The 16,710-nt window shown below is 60.2% G+C and carries 14 protein-coding genes; 6 read left to right on the forward strand and 8 right to left on the reverse strand.

Going from position 1 to position 16,710, the window contains the following annotated elements:
- Nucleotides 1-21 precede the first annotated feature (21 nt).
- The 4 genes from GTW23_RS18830 to GTW23_RS18845 all read right to left on the reverse strand — a co-directional run bounded on the left by GTW23_RS18830 (nucleotide 22) and on the right by GTW23_RS18845 (nucleotide 4,731).
- Nucleotides 22-264: a hypothetical protein gene (locus GTW23_RS18830; RefSeq protein WP_252916900.1), complete on the reverse strand. Its 243-nt coding sequence runs from the start codon at nucleotides 262-264 to the stop codon at nucleotides 22-24.
- A gap of 147 nt (nucleotides 265-411) precedes the next feature.
- On the reverse strand, nucleotides 412-1,617 hold the full coding sequence (locus GTW23_RS18835) for an aminomethyl transferase family protein (RefSeq protein WP_252916901.1): 1,206 nt from the start codon (nucleotides 1,615-1,617) through the stop codon (nucleotides 412-414).
- Nucleotide 1,618: 1 nt separating this feature from the next.
- Nucleotides 1,619-3,130: a phytoene desaturase family protein gene (locus tag GTW23_RS18840; RefSeq protein WP_252916902.1), complete on the reverse strand. Its 1,512-nt coding sequence runs from the start codon at nucleotides 3,128-3,130 to the stop codon at nucleotides 1,619-1,621.
- Complete coding sequence (locus tag GTW23_RS18845) at nucleotides 3,127-4,731, reverse strand: phytoene desaturase family protein (protein WP_252916903.1); 1,605 nt, start codon at nucleotides 4,729-4,731, stop codon at nucleotides 3,127-3,129. Before GTW23_RS18845 ends, GTW23_RS18840 begins: the two co-directional genes overlap by 4 nt.
- A 100-nt stretch (nucleotides 4,732-4,831) precedes the next feature.
- On the opposite strand from GTW23_RS18845, the gene GTW23_RS18850 reads away from it, so the two are divergent.
- The 4 genes from GTW23_RS18850 to GTW23_RS18865 all read left to right on the forward strand — a co-directional run bounded on the left by GTW23_RS18850 (nucleotide 4,832) and on the right by GTW23_RS18865 (nucleotide 8,370).
- Nucleotides 4,832-5,452: a TetR/AcrR family transcriptional regulator gene (locus tag GTW23_RS18850; RefSeq protein ID WP_152009093.1), complete on the forward strand. Its 621-nt coding sequence runs from the start codon at nucleotides 4,832-4,834 to the stop codon at nucleotides 5,450-5,452.
- Nucleotides 5,453-5,712: 260 nt separating this feature from the next.
- Nucleotides 5,713-6,543 (forward strand): methyltransferase domain-containing protein, encoded by an 831-nt coding sequence (locus GTW23_RS18855; protein ID WP_152009092.1) that lies wholly within the window; start codon nucleotides 5,713-5,715, stop codon nucleotides 6,541-6,543.
- A 31-nt stretch (nucleotides 6,544-6,574) separates the two neighbouring features.
- The gene (locus GTW23_RS18860) at nucleotides 6,575-7,273 is read left to right on the forward strand and encodes a TetR/AcrR family transcriptional regulator (RefSeq protein ID WP_152009091.1); all 699 of its coding nucleotides are present in this window, start codon (nucleotides 6,575-6,577) and stop codon (nucleotides 7,271-7,273) included.
- A gap of 11 nt (nucleotides 7,274-7,284) precedes the next feature.
- Entirely contained in the window at nucleotides 7,285-8,370 is a 1,086-nt protein-coding gene (locus GTW23_RS18865; RefSeq protein WP_252916904.1) for an ABC transporter substrate-binding protein, read from the forward strand.
- Between the two features lie 87 nt (nucleotides 8,371-8,457).
- Here GTW23_RS18865 and GTW23_RS18870 read toward each other — a convergent pair whose 3' ends face one another.
- The 3 genes from GTW23_RS18870 to GTW23_RS18880 all read right to left on the reverse strand — a co-directional run bounded on the left by GTW23_RS18870 (nucleotide 8,458) and on the right by GTW23_RS18880 (nucleotide 11,265).
- Entirely contained in the window at nucleotides 8,458-9,531 is a 1,074-nt protein-coding gene (locus GTW23_RS18870; protein ID WP_252917008.1) for an ABC transporter ATP-binding protein, read from the reverse strand.
- A 64-nt stretch (nucleotides 9,532-9,595) separates the two neighbouring features.
- Nucleotides 9,596-10,402, reverse strand: a complete 807-nt coding sequence (locus GTW23_RS18875; protein WP_252916905.1) for an ABC transporter permease — start codon at nucleotides 10,400-10,402, stop codon at nucleotides 9,596-9,598.
- Complete coding sequence (locus GTW23_RS18880; protein ID WP_252917009.1) at nucleotides 10,399-11,265, reverse strand: ABC transporter permease; 867 nt, start codon at nucleotides 11,263-11,265, stop codon at nucleotides 10,399-10,401. Before GTW23_RS18880 ends, GTW23_RS18875 begins: the two co-directional genes overlap by 4 nt.
- 282 nt (nucleotides 11,266-11,547) lie before the next feature.
- On the opposite strand from GTW23_RS18880, the gene GTW23_RS18885 reads away from it, so the two are divergent.
- The gene (locus tag GTW23_RS18885; protein WP_252916906.1) at nucleotides 11,548-12,942 is read left to right on the forward strand and encodes an aminotransferase; all 1,395 of its coding nucleotides are present in this window, start codon (nucleotides 11,548-11,550) and stop codon (nucleotides 12,940-12,942) included.
- Nucleotides 12,943-13,072: 130 nt separating this feature from the next.
- On the opposite strand, the gene GTW23_RS18890 is transcribed toward GTW23_RS18885, so the two are convergent.
- Nucleotides 13,073-14,275, reverse strand: a complete 1,203-nt coding sequence (locus tag GTW23_RS18890; protein ID WP_252916907.1) for an aromatic ring-hydroxylating oxygenase subunit alpha — start codon at nucleotides 14,273-14,275, stop codon at nucleotides 13,073-13,075.
- A 644-nt stretch (nucleotides 14,276-14,919) separates the two neighbouring features.
- Between GTW23_RS18890 and tuf the strand changes: the two genes are divergently transcribed.
- Nucleotides 14,920-16,095 carry an elongation factor Tu gene (gene tuf, locus GTW23_RS18895; protein WP_152009084.1) on the forward strand — a complete coding sequence of 392 codons (1,176 nt, stop codon included), beginning with the start codon at nucleotides 14,920-14,922 and terminating at the stop codon, nucleotides 16,093-16,095.
- The last annotated feature ends 615 nt before the right edge of the window (nucleotides 16,096-16,710 follow it).

Consider the following 16,710-nt stretch of genomic DNA (forward strand, 5'->3'; position numbering starts at 1 on the left):
TCGCTCCGGCCCTTTTGCTTTCTATTCGTCCGGATGTTCGCGAGACCGGACAACACGTTCGGGATCCTCGAAGTCCAGGTTGCAGCAGATGCGGTAGGCTTCGAGCAGCTCCGCATCCAGTTTGCCGCGCTTGTGGAAATACATCGCAGCGCCGTACCGGTGCATTCCCGACCCCGGTTCGCCCAGCGGCAGCCACAACAGGCCAAGCTGCTTCCGATCCTGTTCGTTTTCGGCCTCGATCGCCGAATTCATATCATTGTTCATCGTGTTGCTCTGCGTTCCTGGCCTCGTGTCTGATCCAATGCATTCGCACGCCGCCCATCCCAGCTTGGCTGCAAAAGAGCGCTCTTACCCTTTGATGTGAAGCATGTACGCTGTCGCTCACTTGCAACGAGCTGAACGTGCCACGCATCAGTGGTCTGCAGGCGGCGTGGCGGTGCGGCGCGGGTGTGCAAAGAACGGTTTGTCGACCAGCTTGCAGCGCACCATGCGGCGTTGCCAGCGGATTTCCTTCTGCAGATAGATCTCGACCCAGAGATCGTCGGTGACCGACTGTCCATAGGGCGCGTCGAGCCAGGCATAGGCGATATTGCGCTTGCAGGTCGGCGACCACAGTGCTGAGGTGACCATGCCTACTTCGCGGTTCTTCCGGTGATAGACCAGCGCATTATGGGCGGGCTTGTCGCGCTCGATCTCGATCGCGACAAGCTTGCGTCGCGGCGTCTGTTTTGACAGGTCGACAAGGGCGCGGCGGCCGTTGAAATGCGGCTTGTCGAGCGCCACCAGCCACTCAAGGCCGAGCTCGTAGGGGGTGTTGGCCCGGTCCGCTCTGAGCACGGTCTGAGCCGAGAGGAAATCCACCTTGGGCAGCAGGAACCCGGCCTCGATGCGGGCCATCTCGAGCGCTTCGTAACCGATGACACGCAGGCCGCGAAGCTTTCCGGCACCCATCAGCGCGTCCCAGACCTTCAACGCATCAGCAGGCCTGATCCAGAGCTCGTAGCCGAGATCGCCGGTGAAGCCGGTGCGCGAGATGGTGACAACGGAGCCGGCTATTTCAAATCCGGCGATCCCGAAAGTCTTGAGTGTCTCGATGCCCGCAAGCCCCAGATCCTTGAGCAGGGCGCAGCTTGTCGGACCCTGCAACGCCAGACCTGCGATATCGCGGGTGACATCGCTGATGGAAACATCAAAGCCCCAGGCAATATCTTCGAGCCAGGACAGCTGAGGCTCCTGGCAGCAGAGCCGGAATTCGGTCTCTGACAGGCGGAAGACCGTTCCGTCATCAACGACGTTGCCGTCCTCGTCGCACCAGATGCAGTAGGCGACCCGGCCCGGCTTGAGCTTGCGAATGTCGCGTGTCACCAGCCGGTTGACCACGGTCTCCGCATCGGGGCCGGTGATCGCGTATTTGCACATCGGAGAAATGTCGAACAGCGTCGACTGATTGCGGATGGCGAAATATTCGAATTCGACATTGTCGAGCACCGAAGGGGAGGCGTAGCCCATCCAGTTGACCCAGGACTGCTGGCGGTTATGGGCGACGAGGCGTTCATGAAAGGGGCCGGGTTCAAGCCCGAGGGCGACCTGCGCGATTGGTTTTGCCTTGGTAGCCATCTCAGTGTCCCCCGTCGCGAAGTGCTGTGCGCGCTGCATTGAAGCCGGGAGCGCCGGAAATGTCGCCTCCGGGATGGGCGCCTGCGCCGCAAAGATAGACGCCCTTGACCGGCATGCGGTATTGGGCCGCTCCATCGAACGGCCGCAGCATCAGGAGCTGGTCGACCCGCAACTCGCCGTGGTGCCAGTGCCCGCCCGACGCGCCGTAACCGGTTTCGATGTCGACGGGCGACATCACGCGGCTTCCGGTGATACCGGAGGACAGGCCGGGAAGGGCATCTTCCAGAGCCGCCATAACCGAGCGTGCGAGTTTTGACTTGGAGTCATCGGTCCAGCCACCTTTGAGATCATGAGGCGTGAACTGTGCGGTGACGCAGAGCCGTTTGGCTGCGGCATCATAGGTTGCTTCGAACACTGGACGTTCCGGCATTTCGCCATATTTGGCCGCATTGAAGGCTGTCTCGATCACCTCCATGGTGGGCGCGAACACCAGTCTCTGACCATGCTCGATCTTGCCGCCATGGTGAAGCGGCGGCATTTCTCCAATATCGAAATCGAGACGGCTGACCATGCCTTTGGATGCCATGTTACGGCAGCGCCGGACGAACTCGCCATCGAGATGCTCGACACCCAGCAGCGTCATCAGCGTGAACTTGGGCGAGGCGTTGGAGAGCACCAGGGGAGCCGCGATCTCCTCACCGGAGTGAAGCCGTACGCCTGCCGCCTTGTCCTGATCGACCAGAATTCTTGCCACGGGTGCACCGGTGCGGATTTCGCCGTCGGCGCTGGTCACGCAATGGCTCAGGGCCTTGACCAGAGCGTCCGGACCGCCTTCGGGCATCACCCTCAGGCCATGGCCGTGAGAGGATTGTGAAGCCATGCGATAAAGCAGTGAGAGCACTGTGCCGGGCGAGCGCGGCCCCATTGCGCCGCCAAGCGTGGCGTCCATGGCGAGGACACCCGCCAGTGGCCCGTCGCCGATTTCGTCGTTCAGCAGATCCCAGGCGTTGGACAGGATGATGCGCAAGAGGTCGCGCATTTCGGTCTTGCCGAGCAGGCGCATCTTCAACGCCATCCTGGCCAGTCCGGCCATTTCACCAAAACTTGCCTTGCCGAGGCCCGGCGGGGATTGCAGCATCATCACGCCGAGCGCCTGTGCCTGTCGGCCAAGGCGGGCATGAAAGGTGGCGTAGTCGTGTTCCGTGATGGCATCGGTGCCGCTTACCTGTCCGCCAATGATACTCAACGGTGCTCCTTCGGAGGAAATTGCGAGCGTCTCGACCGGCTTTGCGCCGTGGAGCCGTTTCTGGTCCAATTGCAGCACCCTGGCGATTTCCGGCCGAAGCGCGTAGGGCTGGGGGGCGACCCGAAAGTCCGGGTCGCCGAGCATGCCGCCCAAATGGTCACGGGCTTCCAGCACCAGCACCTTCTTGCCCTTGCGCGCAAGCACGGCGGCGGCAACGAGACCATTATGGCCGGCGCCGATGACGATGGCGTCGTAGCGCGCGCTCATGCCGACATCCCCATGTCGATCTTGTGGCCGAGATCGCTCAGCACCTCACGCGCGGCATTGGCGCCGGGCGCGCCCATGACGCCGCCGCCAGGATGGGTGGAGGAACCGCACATGTAGAGCCCCTTGATTGGCGAGCGGTACTGGGCATAGCCGGGCACCGGACGGTTGAACAGCAACTGGTCGAAAGTGAGCTCCCCCTGGAAGATGTTGCCCTCGGTCAGGCCAACCTGATCCTCGATGTCCTTCGGCGTGCGGATCTCCTTGTGGACGATCAGCTTGCGGAAGTCCGGGCTGTGGCGCTCGATCTTGGAGATCACGGTTTCGGCGAAGGCCTCGCGATTTGTGTCGTCCCATTCGCCGTTCGCCAGCTCATAGGGCGCGTATTGCACGAAGATTGTGGCGTAGTGCTTGCCGGGTGGGGCCATGGTCGGGTCGATCTGGGTCGGGATCAGGAAATCGACATAGGGGCTGGCCGACCATTTGCCGTCCTTCCAGTCGTCATAGGCGCGTTCGATCTCTTCCATGTCATCAAGGAAATGCAGGTCTCCGCGCAGGAACGAAGCGTCCTTGGGCGCGCCGGTGAAGCTCGGCATGCCATCGAGCGCCACGTTGAGCTTTCCCGACGAACCGCGGAAGCGGTAGCGTTTCACACCCTTGACGAACTCCTGTGGCAGTTCCTTCTCGTCGGTGTGATCGACAAAGGTGCGGCGCACGTCCATGCCTGAGACAACCGTTTCGGCGTAGAGTTCGTCGCCGTTTTCGAGTGCCACGCCACGGACTTTGCCATCCTTGATGATGAAGCGGTCAAGGCCGGAACCGGTGCGGATCTCGCCGCCCGAAGCTTCGAACGACCGGGCCATGGCCTGGGTGATCGAGCCCATGCCGCCGCGGGCAAAGCCCCAGGCGCCGATGGCACCGTCAACCTCGCCCATGTAGTGGTGCAAGAGCACATAGGCCGTGCCGGGCGAGTAGGGGCCGAGTCCGGTGCCGATGATGCCGGAGCCGGCGATATAGGCCTTGATCATCGGGGTCTCGAAGTACTGGTCGAGATATTCGGCGATCGACATTGTCCAGAAGCGGACGGTTTCAGCCATCTCGCGCGGCCCCAGATTGTGAAACCTCTTGAGGATGTAGAGCAACTCCGAGATGTCGCGGGGCTTGACCGAAGCCGGGTCCGGTGCGGTGCGCAGGAGCAGCGGCTTGATGAACTTGCACTGGCGCATCACCGCGCGGGAATAGCGCTCATAGCCGTCGGCGTCGCGGGGAGAGTGGCGGATCAACTCTCTGCGCAGCGCATCATGGTCGGACATGTAGGCGAAGTAGTCGCCTTTCGAGTTGAACACGCCGCCGCCCTCGTAGGGGATGACCTGAAGGCCGTGCTTGGGCAGCTCCAGCGCCCGGATGATCTCGGGCCTGAGCAGCGAGCAGACATAGGAGCAGTTCGAATAGGTCCAGCCTGGCGTCAGCGACAGGCTGACCGCCGCGCCGCCAACGTGGTTTTCCTTCTCGACGATCAGGGTCTTCAAACCGGCCCGCGCCATGAAACAGGCGGCGGTGAGACCGTTGTGCCCGGCGCCTGCGATAATCGCGTCATATTTCATGGCCTGCTCCAGTTACAAAAAAACCGAAGCTAGAATAAACTGAGCGTTCAGTCAAAAAAATGTTCTGTCATCTTTTCGGATGGTGGGATAGACAACGCGTATGACGCCTCAGAAAGATGTCCGGAAAGTCTCACCGACCAGCAGTCGCACGCAGGCTCGGGTTATCGAAGCCGTGGTCGAAGTAATCGCCCGCCATGGGATCAGCGGAACGACCTTTGCCAATGTTTCGGCCGCAGCGGACGTCTCGCAGGGTGTGTTGGTCTTCCATTTCAAAAACAAGGACGGTCTGCTGGCCGAGACGCTGTCGAGGCTTCTGCAGGAGTATGGTCATGCCTGGCACGATGCGATGTCAGCCGACGATCCGCTTGAACGGATCCTCGGCCTCATCCGGGTTGACCTGAGCCCGGAGATCTGCAGCCAGAAAATGCTGGCCCTTTGGTTTTCGTTCTGGGGCGAGGCCGGCGCCAAGCCGCTCTACAACAAGATCTGCGTCGAGGCCGAGAAAGAGCGCCATCAGGCAATGCTGGAAAGCTGCCGGGAGCTTGTTGAGACCGGTGGCGGCCCAGACCCGGTGTTGCTGACCAATTCAATCGATGCCTTCACCGACGGACTCTGGCTTCAGATGCACATGCAGAGCCAGCCGATCACCAGGATAGAGGCGCTGGAATCAGCAAAGTCACACCTGCGTCTACTTGTTCCGCAACACGCGCATCGGTTCTGAACCGGTCGGTCATCGCTTCCAGGGCCATGTCGGATTCTCCGCGTTCCTGCATGCGCGCGGAGGGTGATCAATATCTTGGTGAGAGGGGATGTCGAGCCCGCCGTCTGTCGCCGCAAGCCTCCTCCGACGTTTGCGAAAACCGATCGTAGATGATGACGCTGTTCCCCGTTATTGAATGAACGTTCAACAAATTTGTTGCATTGTCGGATCATTCCGCCAATAATTCGGCAATCGCGAACGAGTGAGGAACACGATCCATAATGACGGATGGCAATCCCGATTCGACAGCAACGGCGCATTCCGCACATCCTCAGGATGAGGTCGCGCCGGAGTATGACGACACCGCGATACGCTTTCTTGAGGCGCTGTGGGGCGAGGGTTTTCTGTCGCCAGGCGGGCCCGACGAGGTTCGCCGAGTGGTGGCGGATCTGGACTTCAGCGGCAAGCGGGTGCTCGATCTCGGCTGCGGGTCGGGGGGGATCACTCTGTTCCTGGCCCGCGAATACGAGCTTGCCGAGATAGTCGGCTTTGACGTCGAGCAGCCGGTCGTCGACCTGGCGACGGAACGTGCCGCGCAGCAGGGACTTGCAGATCGGGCGCGCTTCGTACGCGGCGCCCCCGGACCCTTGCCGTTTCCTGCCGAGAGCTTCGACATCGTGTTCTCCAAGGATGCGCTCGTACACGTGGCCGACAAGGAAGCGCTGTTTGCGGACATTCATCGTGTGCTCAGGCCTGCCGGGCTGTTTGCCGCGAGCGACTGGCTCACGTCACATGACGGAGAACCATCCGAGGCGATGCGAGTCTATCTGGAAGCCGAGGGGCTGAGCTTCGGCATGGCGTCGGCGTCTCGCTATGAGGGCGCGATGAAGCAGGCGGGTTTCGTCAATGTGCGGACAGTCAACCGCAATGCCTGGTACCGCGGCGTCGCGCAGCTCGAGCTCGAGCGGCTCAAGGGACCCCTGTACCAGCCGGTCGCAGAAGCAGTCGGCTCGGACTATGTCGACAAGAACATCACGACATGGAGCGCGATGCAGGTCGTGCTCGATAGCGGCGAGCATTGTCCCACTCATGTTTTCGGTATGAAACCTTAGACTGACGCTCTTGCGATCAGGGAGAATCAAATTGAGCCAGTCAGACAAGAGAGAAAACCCGGCTCCGCATACACAGGCTGCGGAAGCATCAAGGCGGCGTGAGCCCAAGGCTTTGCGTCGCGAGCAACTCATCAATGCCACGATAGATTCGCTGGCAAAGCGGGGCTATGCGGCCACGACACTGGCGGATGTGGCCGACGGGGCCGGCTTGTCACGCGGCATCGTGAATTTCCATTTCACCAGCAAGGACAATCTGCTGAGCGAAACCATTAGGCACTTGCAGGACGAGTACACGGCCAACTGGATGGCCATGGTGAGCAAGGCCAAGAGTGACACCGCCTCGCAGCTGCTTGCACTGGTGACGGCCGATCTTGACCGCAAGATCTGCACGCATCGCAAACTTGCGGCTTGGTTCGCACTGATCACCGAGGCCAAGTCCCGGCCGAACTATCAGAAGCTCGCCTGGGAGCGGGATGACAAGTACCGCACCACGCTGACAACGATCTGCCGCAGGGCAAAACAGGAGGCGGGCTACCTCTACGATTCACAGAGCACCGGGGATGCGATTTACGCAATGCAGGAGGGCCTGTGGTTGCGAATGATGCTCTTTGGCAAGGACTACAAGCGCGAGACCGCGCTGAAGGTCGTTCTTGATATGCTTTGCACGATATTTCCCAGGCACTTCGCAGATGACGGAACACCGTTAATTGTCCACGCAGAAGACGAATGAAGGAGATAGGAATGACAACTAGAACAACATCCAGAGGGTTGGTTTTCAGTTTCGCTGCCGCGCTTTCGCTCGGCGCCGCTCCCATGGTCGCATCCGCGGCAGATGGTGAGCTCACGGTCTTCGACTGGGCCGGCTATGAGGATCCCGCGTTCCATCCCGCCTATGCGGAAAAGCACGGAACGTCGCCGACCTTCGCGTTCTTCGGCGACGAGGATGAAGCATTTCAGAAACTTCGCACCGGTTTCAAGGCCGATGTGGCTCATCCCTGCTCGCAGAACGTCACGAAATGGCGGGACGCCGGCATGCTCAAGCCTCTCGATACCTCGCGCATTCCCGAGTGGGACAACATCCTGCCCGGCTTCAAGACCATGCAGGATCTTATGACGACTGAGGACGGCAGGGCCTGGCTTGTGCCATTCGAATGGGGCAACACCGCGGTCACTTACCGGACCGACAAGGTGAACGAATCCGAGATCCAGTCGCTCAAGGCCTTTGCGGACCCCAAGTTCAAGGATCGCGTCTCGATCCCCGACAATGTTGATGATGCCTATGCGCTGGCGTCTCTCGCAATCGGCGTGACCGACTGGTCGGGCATGACCGATGAGCAATTCGAGAAGGCCTCGGCGTTCCTGCGAGAGGTGCACCAGAATGTCCGTATCTACTGGACCGACAACACCGAGCTGAGCCAGGCGATGGCCGGCGAGGAGGTGGATCTGGCTTGGGCGTGGAACGAAACCGCGACCACCCTGCAGGCCGATGAAGTGCCGGTGGCAATCAAGAAGGACACCAACGAGGGGCTGTCGACATGGGTTTGTGGCTACGTGCTGCTGGAAGGCGGCGAAGGCAGCGAGGACAAGGCCTATGACTACCTCAATGCCACCCTTGCTCCGGAGGTTTCCTCCTACATCGTCACCGAATGGGGCTACGGCCACGGCAACGCCAAAGGCATGGCCGCCATTGACGCCGAAACACTCAAGGGCGCTGGGTACGATGACGTGGACTCGTTCGTCGACAAGACGCTTTTCCAGTCTCCGGTCCCGGTGGAACTGAAGCAGAAAATGATCGCTGAATTCGAGAAGATCAAAGCCGGATACTGATCACGATATTCACAATCAGAACTCGAAAAAGGCGCCGGCAAATGGGCGCCTTTTTTGTCCCCTGAGCAGCTCGGGCGAAGGTTCCGGTCAGCCCTGCATGACGATGAACGCATCCCGGTCGTAAGTGATCCGGATGTCCGAACCGACCGGGATATCGTCAGCCCCGAAGTCGTTGGTCTCGACGATCGACAGGTGCTGGTTCTGTCCCTCTATGTTCACCGCGAGCGAAGTTACCTCTCCAAAGTAATTGCGGTCGGCGACCTTGCCGGTGACGATGGGATCGGCGGTTTCGCCTTCCCAGACGATCCGCAGGCGCTCCGGACGGATCCCGATGATCGCCTTCGCGGGGTCGGAGATTGTCTTGCCTGCGAGATGTCCGGTAATGTCACCGATGCCGGGCAGCGTCGCGGCAAAGTTCTTGCCGTTGACCGAAAGGTGGGACGAGGTCAGGAAATTCATGCCGCCGAGGAAGTCGGCGACCTGCCTTGTGGCGGGGTTCTGGTAGATCTCCTTGGGTTCGGCGATCTGGGCAATCTGACCTCCGAACATCACCGCGATCCTGTCCGACATGCTCAGTGCTTCATACTGGTCATGCGTGACCAGCACGAATGTGATGCCGATCTGGCGTTGCAGATGCCTGAGTTCCACCTGCATCTGTTCGCGCAGGTTCTTGTCGAGTGCCGAAAGCGGTTCATCCAGAAGCAGGACCTTCGGGCGCATCACAAGCGCCCGGGCAAGGGCCACCCGCTGCCGCTGTCCACCGGAGAGCTGATTGCCCATTCTCGGACCAAGCTCCGACAGTTCGACCTGGTCGAGGGCTTCCTTGACGCGCTTCTCTTCTTCCGCGCGCCCCAGCCTGAGCCGCTTGAGGCCATAGGCGATGTTCTCTGCAACATTGAGATGGGGAAAAATTGCGTAACTCTGAAACACCATGTTGGTGGGTCTGAGGTTCGGCGGAATCCCCGCCATGGATCTGCCGCCGATCAGGATTTCTCCCGAGGATGGGTCGTCGAATCCACCGATCATCCGCAGCAATGTGGTCTTGCCACAACCGGAGGGCCCGAGAAGCGAGAAAAACTCGCCTTCACCAATTGTTGCATTCAGCGTGTCGAGCGCTCGGAAGGTGCCGAAGTTCTTGTCGACATTTCGGATCTCGATCATCGGGGAGGTGGTCATGGCGTTGGGGCCTGGCTGGTTTGTGTCTGGGGTAGTGTCGCATGGTCCGTCATGGGCGGAGCTCCATTTTGCGTTCCGCCCGGCGCCGGAAGATTTCTGCCGCCGTGAGCAGCACAAGCGACGCAGCAATGAGAATGGAGCCGAGCGACAGCACGTTCGGAAGCTTGGCGGCAAACCTCAACTGACCCCAGATGTAGACAGGCAGGGTCGGCTCGGTGCCGCTCAGGAAAAATGCGAGGATGAACTCGTCGAGCGATATGGTGAAGGTGACCAACAGACTGGAGACGATCGACGGCGCAAGCATCGGCAGTGTTACCCGCCTGAGCGTGCCAAAGGATGTTTCTCCCAGATCGCGCGAGGCCTCCTCCATGCTGGGATCAAATCCCTCAAATCCCGAAACCAAGACCGTGACCGAATAGGGAAGGCAGATGAGCAGATGCCCCAGGATCACAGTGACGAGCGACAGTTGCAGCCCGAGGCCGAGCAGGACCACCAAGAGCGATATGGCGATGATGATCTCGGGCAGGATCAGGGGCGCCATGATAAGGGCGCTGGCCGGGCCCTTGCCGCGGAATCGATGGCGGGTAATGGCGCGCGCGGCGCAGATTCCCAGAACCGTGCTCAAGACCGCCGCGCTCACCCCGACAATCAACGAGTTCCAGGCTGCACCCTGCATGGCAGCATTTCCAGCCAGGGATTCGTACCATCTGAAGGTGAACCCGACCAGGGGAAGCTTCGGCGTCGCGGAATCATTGAAAGAGAAGACCGGAAGCAGCAGCACCGGAAAATACAGGATCGCTACGTAGAGTATCACATAGACCGCGAGCAGCCGCCTGGGCGAGGGAAGGAACCTCATTTGAGCAGCCTCTTGAGGCCGGCAAGTGCCAGGACGATTGTGCCTGCAACCAGCGAAACGATGATCATGGTGCTCACGGCCAGCGCCGCGCCGAGCGGCCAGTTCGAGGCCCTGCCGAACTGGACCTGAATGGCGTTGGCGATCATGACGCCGTCCTTGCCGCCGACAAGTTTCGGCGTGACATAGTCGCCAACCGTCGGGATCATCACGATCATCAGGGCTGCGATGATGCCTGGTATGGTCAACGGCAGCGTTATGCGAAGAAATCTTCGCACGGGTCCATCGCCCAGATCGGCTGCGGCCTCCAGCAGAGACCGGTCGAGCTTCTCGAGCGAGACGAACAGCGGCAGGATCGCAAACGCGGCCCAGCTGTGCGCAAGCGTGATGATCACCGCGTTGACATTGTAGATCAGCGAACTCAACGGCTCGGTGATCACGCCGAGATGCATAAGGCCGGTGTTGAGCACGCCCTTGTAGCCGAGGATCACCTTCCAGGACAGGATCCGCAACAGATAACCGGACCAGAACGGTACGGTGATGATGAACAGCCAGAGCCCCTTGTAGCGACCGCCATAAAAGGAAACGAACCAGGCGATCGGATAGGCCAGCACGACGGTGACGAAGGCAACTGTCACCGAGATGAACAAGGAGCGCATCAGAAGGTCGCGATAGATCGGTTCGGTCAGCGCCGCCCTGTAGTTTTCGAGCGTGAACGTACGGTCGATGGTCAGGTAATCCTGCGACCAGAAGCTGTTTGCGACAATGACGATGATCGGCCCGATCAGCAGCAGCATGGCGTAAAGCAAAGGCGGGGAGATCGTCAGCCAGCCCTTGCCTGTTTCCGAGCGGAGGAACCGGGAGATCGATTCTCGACCGGTGCGCTGGACTGGCAGGATGGGGGCAGACGGATCCAAATTCAGTTCCTCGATTTGGCCGGGAATTCCGGTCGTAACGATCCCGCATTCGGGGTCCTGTTGCGATCGGAACGACCGCATCGGCACCCTTCAATAGGAAGTCAAAAGGCAGTTGAATGCAAGCCGTTTTTCTGCCAAATTGATTGAACAGCCATTCAATAACAGCTCCATCTGGCGCAGCGGGCTGTTGAAAAGTCTGGCGCCCGACAAATCCTCCGGAAAGTCCGCATCATGCCCGAAACGCACAACAGGATGTTTGAAAAGGCCACCCAGGATGCCGCCGATCACCTGATCCAGCCATGGCCCTCGGCGGGCTCTGTTGGCGCAGAAGCTCGCGGCATGCTTGGCTCGGGCGAGGGGGTTTATGTCCATGACGACAGGGGGCGCAAGCTGATCGATGGTCCGGCGGGGATGTGGTGCACCAATGTCGGGCATCGCAACGAGGCGCTGGCTGACGTGCTCAAGGAACAGGCGATGGAGTTGTCCTACAACTCACCCTGGTACACCTCCAACGAGCCGTCGGCGGAACTGGCCCGGCGCATTGCCGGTCATGCGCCCGGCGACCTCAACCATGTGTTTTTCACGACAGGCGGATCGACGGCGGTGGAGAGCGCTCTGCGGTTTGCGCAATTCTACAACAATGTCCGCGGTCTGGAAGGCAAGAAGAAGATCATCTGCCGTGATGGCGGATACCACGGCAGCACCTACCTGTCTGCGACCCTGAACGGCAGCCAACGGTCGAGGAACTGGATGGACTTTGCCGATGAACTCACCATTCGCCTGTCTTGCCCCGATCCGTTCCGTCGTCCCGATGGAATGAGCATCGAGGATTTCAGGGATCAACTGGTCAGGGAATTTGCTGCTGCGGTGGACGAACACGGCGCCGAAAACATCGCAGCCTTTGTCGGTGAGCCGATCATGGCCTCGGGCGGCGTGATCGTTCCGCCGGATGGATATTTCAAGGCAATTCGCGAGATCTGCACGAAGCACGACATTCTGTTCATCGCCGATGAGGTTGTGACAGCCTTCGGACGGCTTGGCCACGTGTTCGCCTCCGAAGCCTGCTTCGACGTGGTTCCCGATATCATCACCTTTGCCAAGGGTGTGACGTCGGGATACTTTCCTCTCGGTGGGATGGTGGTTTCGGACCGCCTGCTTGAAGGACTCCGCGCCTCCAATCATCCCGAAGCGATGTATGCTCATGGTCTCACCTATTCCAGTCATCCGATCGGATGCGCTGTGGCCCTGAAGAACCTCGACATTCTCGAAGACGAGTTGCTTGAGTACACACGCGGGATCACGCCCTATTTTCATGAGAGGATGAAGGCGCTGGAAGAGCTCGAACTGGTCGGCGAAGTTCGCGGAATGGGACTGATGGCCTGCGTCGAATGCGTCGCGGACCGGGAAAGCCATAATCCTATCCGGCTGGACACGGAAGTCGGTGTCCGGATCGACCGCCATTGCCAGGAACTGGGCCTGCTGGTGCGGCCGCTGGTGCACATGTGCGTGATGTCCCCGCCGCTGGTGATCACCCGCGATCAGATCGACAGCATGGCCGATATTCTCCATGAAGGGATTTCACGGACCATGCGCGACTTGCGCCACGAAGGCATCTGGAATGGCTGAGACGTCGGGCGCGCTCCTGAGCCGGCGTCTGTCAGCGCGCTTGCATGGATTGCTTGCGCGCGCCGGTCGCATTGATGGTTGCGGCCGGTCGCGACCTTGCACTGACTGGAAACAGAAGGTGTGAGCTGGATCAGGTGCCCGTGGCCATCTCTTCATTCAGTCGGGCGACATCGTCTTCAGATGGCCGTTCGTCAAGTTTGCTGACCGGCAGCACCGCACGCAGATGATCGTGATGGCTGCGTACGCCGTACTCCAGATCGGAGAGATAGAAGCCCTTGAAGGCGCTCGAGTTCATGGCCTCGTTTGACCATTCGGTCAGCCGTACATCCTCGCCCATTGTTTCATTGTCGATACGGATGGCGAGCTTTCGCGCGAGCGTCTGCTGCCGGGTCTCATCCCGGTAGCGGTAGATCGAGCCACGCAGAAGCGTCTCTCCCGTCGACAAAGGAAACTCCTGATAAAACTGGACGAGTTCGGGTGTCACCGCAATCACCGCATTTGGGAACAAGCCGTAATAGACCCAGGCGCGCTTGAGGTGCTCGGGCATGTTCGGGCGCGGCTGCATGAGCTTGAGGTAATTGCGAACGCTCCAGCGCCGGCCGTTTTCGTTGCACTCGGCATAGGATCTCGACATGCCCCCGACAAAGGGCTCATCGAAATAGGACCGGCCGTACAGATCCTGAAGCGCGGGATGGGCCAGCGCCACGTGATAGCCTTCATTGTCGACGTCGCGTACCGATTTCCAGTTGACCTTGGACACCATCGTCCAGATCTCTCCTGCGGGAACCAGGCTGCTCATATCGAAGTGGACAGTCTCATCGGCGAACGGTGCGAACAGCTCGGCCACCGAGGCCTGCGAACCCGGCTCAAAGCGGACAAAGACAAACCCGTTCCATATTTCGGCTTCAAGCGGCTGCAGCCCGAATTCAACCTTGTCCAGTTCCGGGAAGGATTTCGGCCGCGCAGCTCCTCTCAGGGAGCCATCAAGATTGTAGACCCAGCCATGGAAAGGGCAGACCAGCGCGCCTTTGCAGGCACCTTTCTCATCGGCCACCACCCGGGCGCCGCGGTGCCGGCACATGTTGTGAAAGGCACGTACCTCGCCATCAGCCCCGCGCAGCACGAGCGCTCGTTCGCCGCACATGTCAAAGGCGATGTAGTTTCCAGGGTCCGGGAGATCTGACACATGGCAGGCAATCTGCCAGTGCCTGCGAAACAATTCCTGCTTCTCGAGCTCAAGGAACGCCTTGCTGTGGTAGGTCCAGCCTGGAAGGCCGCAACGATCCCAAGTCTCGGGGATGGGGATATCTCGGCTGGAAACGGGGCGGTTCATATGGCACCTGATTAATTTGAGTGAACACTCAGAAAATAGGTCGATGGCGTCGCGAGGTCAAGTCAAACCGCCTCAGGCGGCGGTTGCCGTCCGGGTTTTCTGACGATCCCGAAAATGGAAGGAGCAATCCGAAGCAACCGTCACAGGTCCGTTCCGAACCACCCGGACCAGCACCCGGGAGAGACGTACGGTCTCAGCTATAGAGGCGATGATGCTTCGGCGTGTGCGAGATCAGTGTAGAGGTGCCAATGGTCTTTCCCTGATTGAGATCATCAACCGCTACGACGTCCTGGCTATTGTCTCCTGTACCCTGGCTCCTGGCTCCCAGATCGGCAGCCTTTGCCTGTTCGGGGTGTAGAATCACCTTCCTTTGCCAAGCCGAGTACGCGGGTTCGCTTCCCGCTATCGGCTCCAGGGTTTCCGTAGTCGAAATCAAGAGTTCCGGTGGCCGCAATCGAGCCCTCGCAACGGCCTCGGCGGAATGCCGATGGGGCAGAATGCCACGGATCGGCGGCTTTCCGGGAGCCGAGATTTTTACTTGCGAAACAAGAGCGAAAGCCTTATGTCGCGTTGACTTCTCGCGGGATCAGGGTCTAACGCCTCCGGATCCACAGTCTGCCAACAGAATTACAGGATACAGGACTATGGCAAAGGGTAAGTTCGAGCGCAACAAGCCGCACGTAAACATCGGCACGATTGGTCACGTTGACCACGGCAAGACATCGCTGACGGCTGCGATCACCAAGTATTTCGGTGACTTCAAGGCCTACGACCAGATCGACGCAGCGCCGGAAGAAAAGGCCCGCGGCATCACCATCTCGACGGCTCACGTCGAGTATGAGACCGAAGCGCGTCACTACGCCCACGTCGACTGCCCCGGCCACGCCGACTATGTGAAGAACATGATCACCGGTGCGGCGCAGATGGACGGCGCGATCCTGGTGGTTTCGGCTGCCGATGGCCCGATGCCGCAGACCCGCGAGCACATCCTGCTTGCCCGTCAGGTTGGCGTTCCTTCGCTGGTCGTGTTCCTCAACAAGGTCGACCAGGTCGACGACGAGGAGCTGCTCGAGCTCGTCGAGATGGAAGTGCGCGAGCTGCTTTCGTCCTACGACTTCCCGGGCGACGATATTCCGATCACCAAGGGCTCGGCGCTTGTGGCGCTCAACGATGGCGATAAGGCCCAGGGCGAAGACGCGATCCGCGCTCTGATGAAGACGGTCGACGACTACATCCCGACCCCTGAGCGTCCGATCGACCAGCCGTTCCTGATGCCGATCGAAGATGTGTTCTCGATCTCGGGCCGCGGTACCGTTGTGACCGGCCGTGTCGAGCGTGGCGTTGTCAAGGTTGGCGAGGAAATCGAGATTGTCGGTATCCGCGACACCCAGAAGACGACCTGCACCGGCGTTGAAATGTTCCGCAAGCTGCTCGACCAGGGCCAGGCCGGCGACAACATCGGCGCACTGCTTCGCGGCGTTGGCCGTGAGGACGTCGAGCGTGGTCAGGTTCTGTGCAAGCCCGGTTCGGTCAAGCCGCACACCAAGTTCACCGCGGAAGCCTACATCCTGACCAAGGAAGAGGGTGGCCGTCACACGCCCTTCTTCACCAACTACCGTCCGCAGTTCTACTTCCGCACGACCGACGTGACGGGCATCGTGACGCTGCCGGAAGGCACTGAAATGGTGATGCCGGGCGACAACATCTCGGCTGAAGTTTCGCTGATCGTGCCGATCGCGATGGAAGAGAAGCTGCGCTTCGCCATCCGCGAAGGCGGCCGCACCGTCGGCGCCGGCATCGTCGCTACGATCATCGAGTAATCGATGATCGTCTCGTCGGTGGCGCAAGCTTGCCGACGACATTGAATGAGAATGCAAAACGCGCCGCAAGGCGCGTTTTGTTTTGCTCTGCAGCTGGATCGATCTGATGCCGCCAGGGCAGAAGCCGCCGGCGCTTGGATGAAAACACCAGCGCGGGCTCTCAGGCCCGCGTTCTCGCTGGCAGATAGCTGTGACGGTTAAACCGAGAGGGCAAGCCGACTGGGTTGGCGCGAGTTTGATTGTTCTGCATACTCACGGTTGATCGAGGGGCTGGTCAAGGGGCAGGGGCGTTCGGCATGTATTGGGGCAAATGCGGCGTAGTCATTCTGGCGCTGGCTTTTATGGCTGTACCTGTCGAGCAGAGCCATGCCCGCTGCCCGGAGCGTCTGCCCTGCAAGGGCTGCGGTTGCAAGGGGGGACCCGGCTACAGGATCAATGCGACTGGAAAGTGTGCGGGCTTCAAGGCGCTCGAGCGCCAGTGCGGCAACCCGCCGACGCTCAGGTGCACTTTTGAAAATGCGCCCGGAACCGGCCTCAACCGGGACTGTGCCCTTGGTAACAAGTCCGAAGTGCCGGGTTGAAGTGCAGCGCTGCCGCCGCTAAACAGGCGATCTG

The sequence above is a fragment of the Parahoeflea alexandrii genome (genome assembly GCF_024105735.1).
GTDB lineage: Bacteria > Pseudomonadota > Alphaproteobacteria > Rhizobiales > Rhizobiaceae > Hoeflea > Hoeflea alexandrii.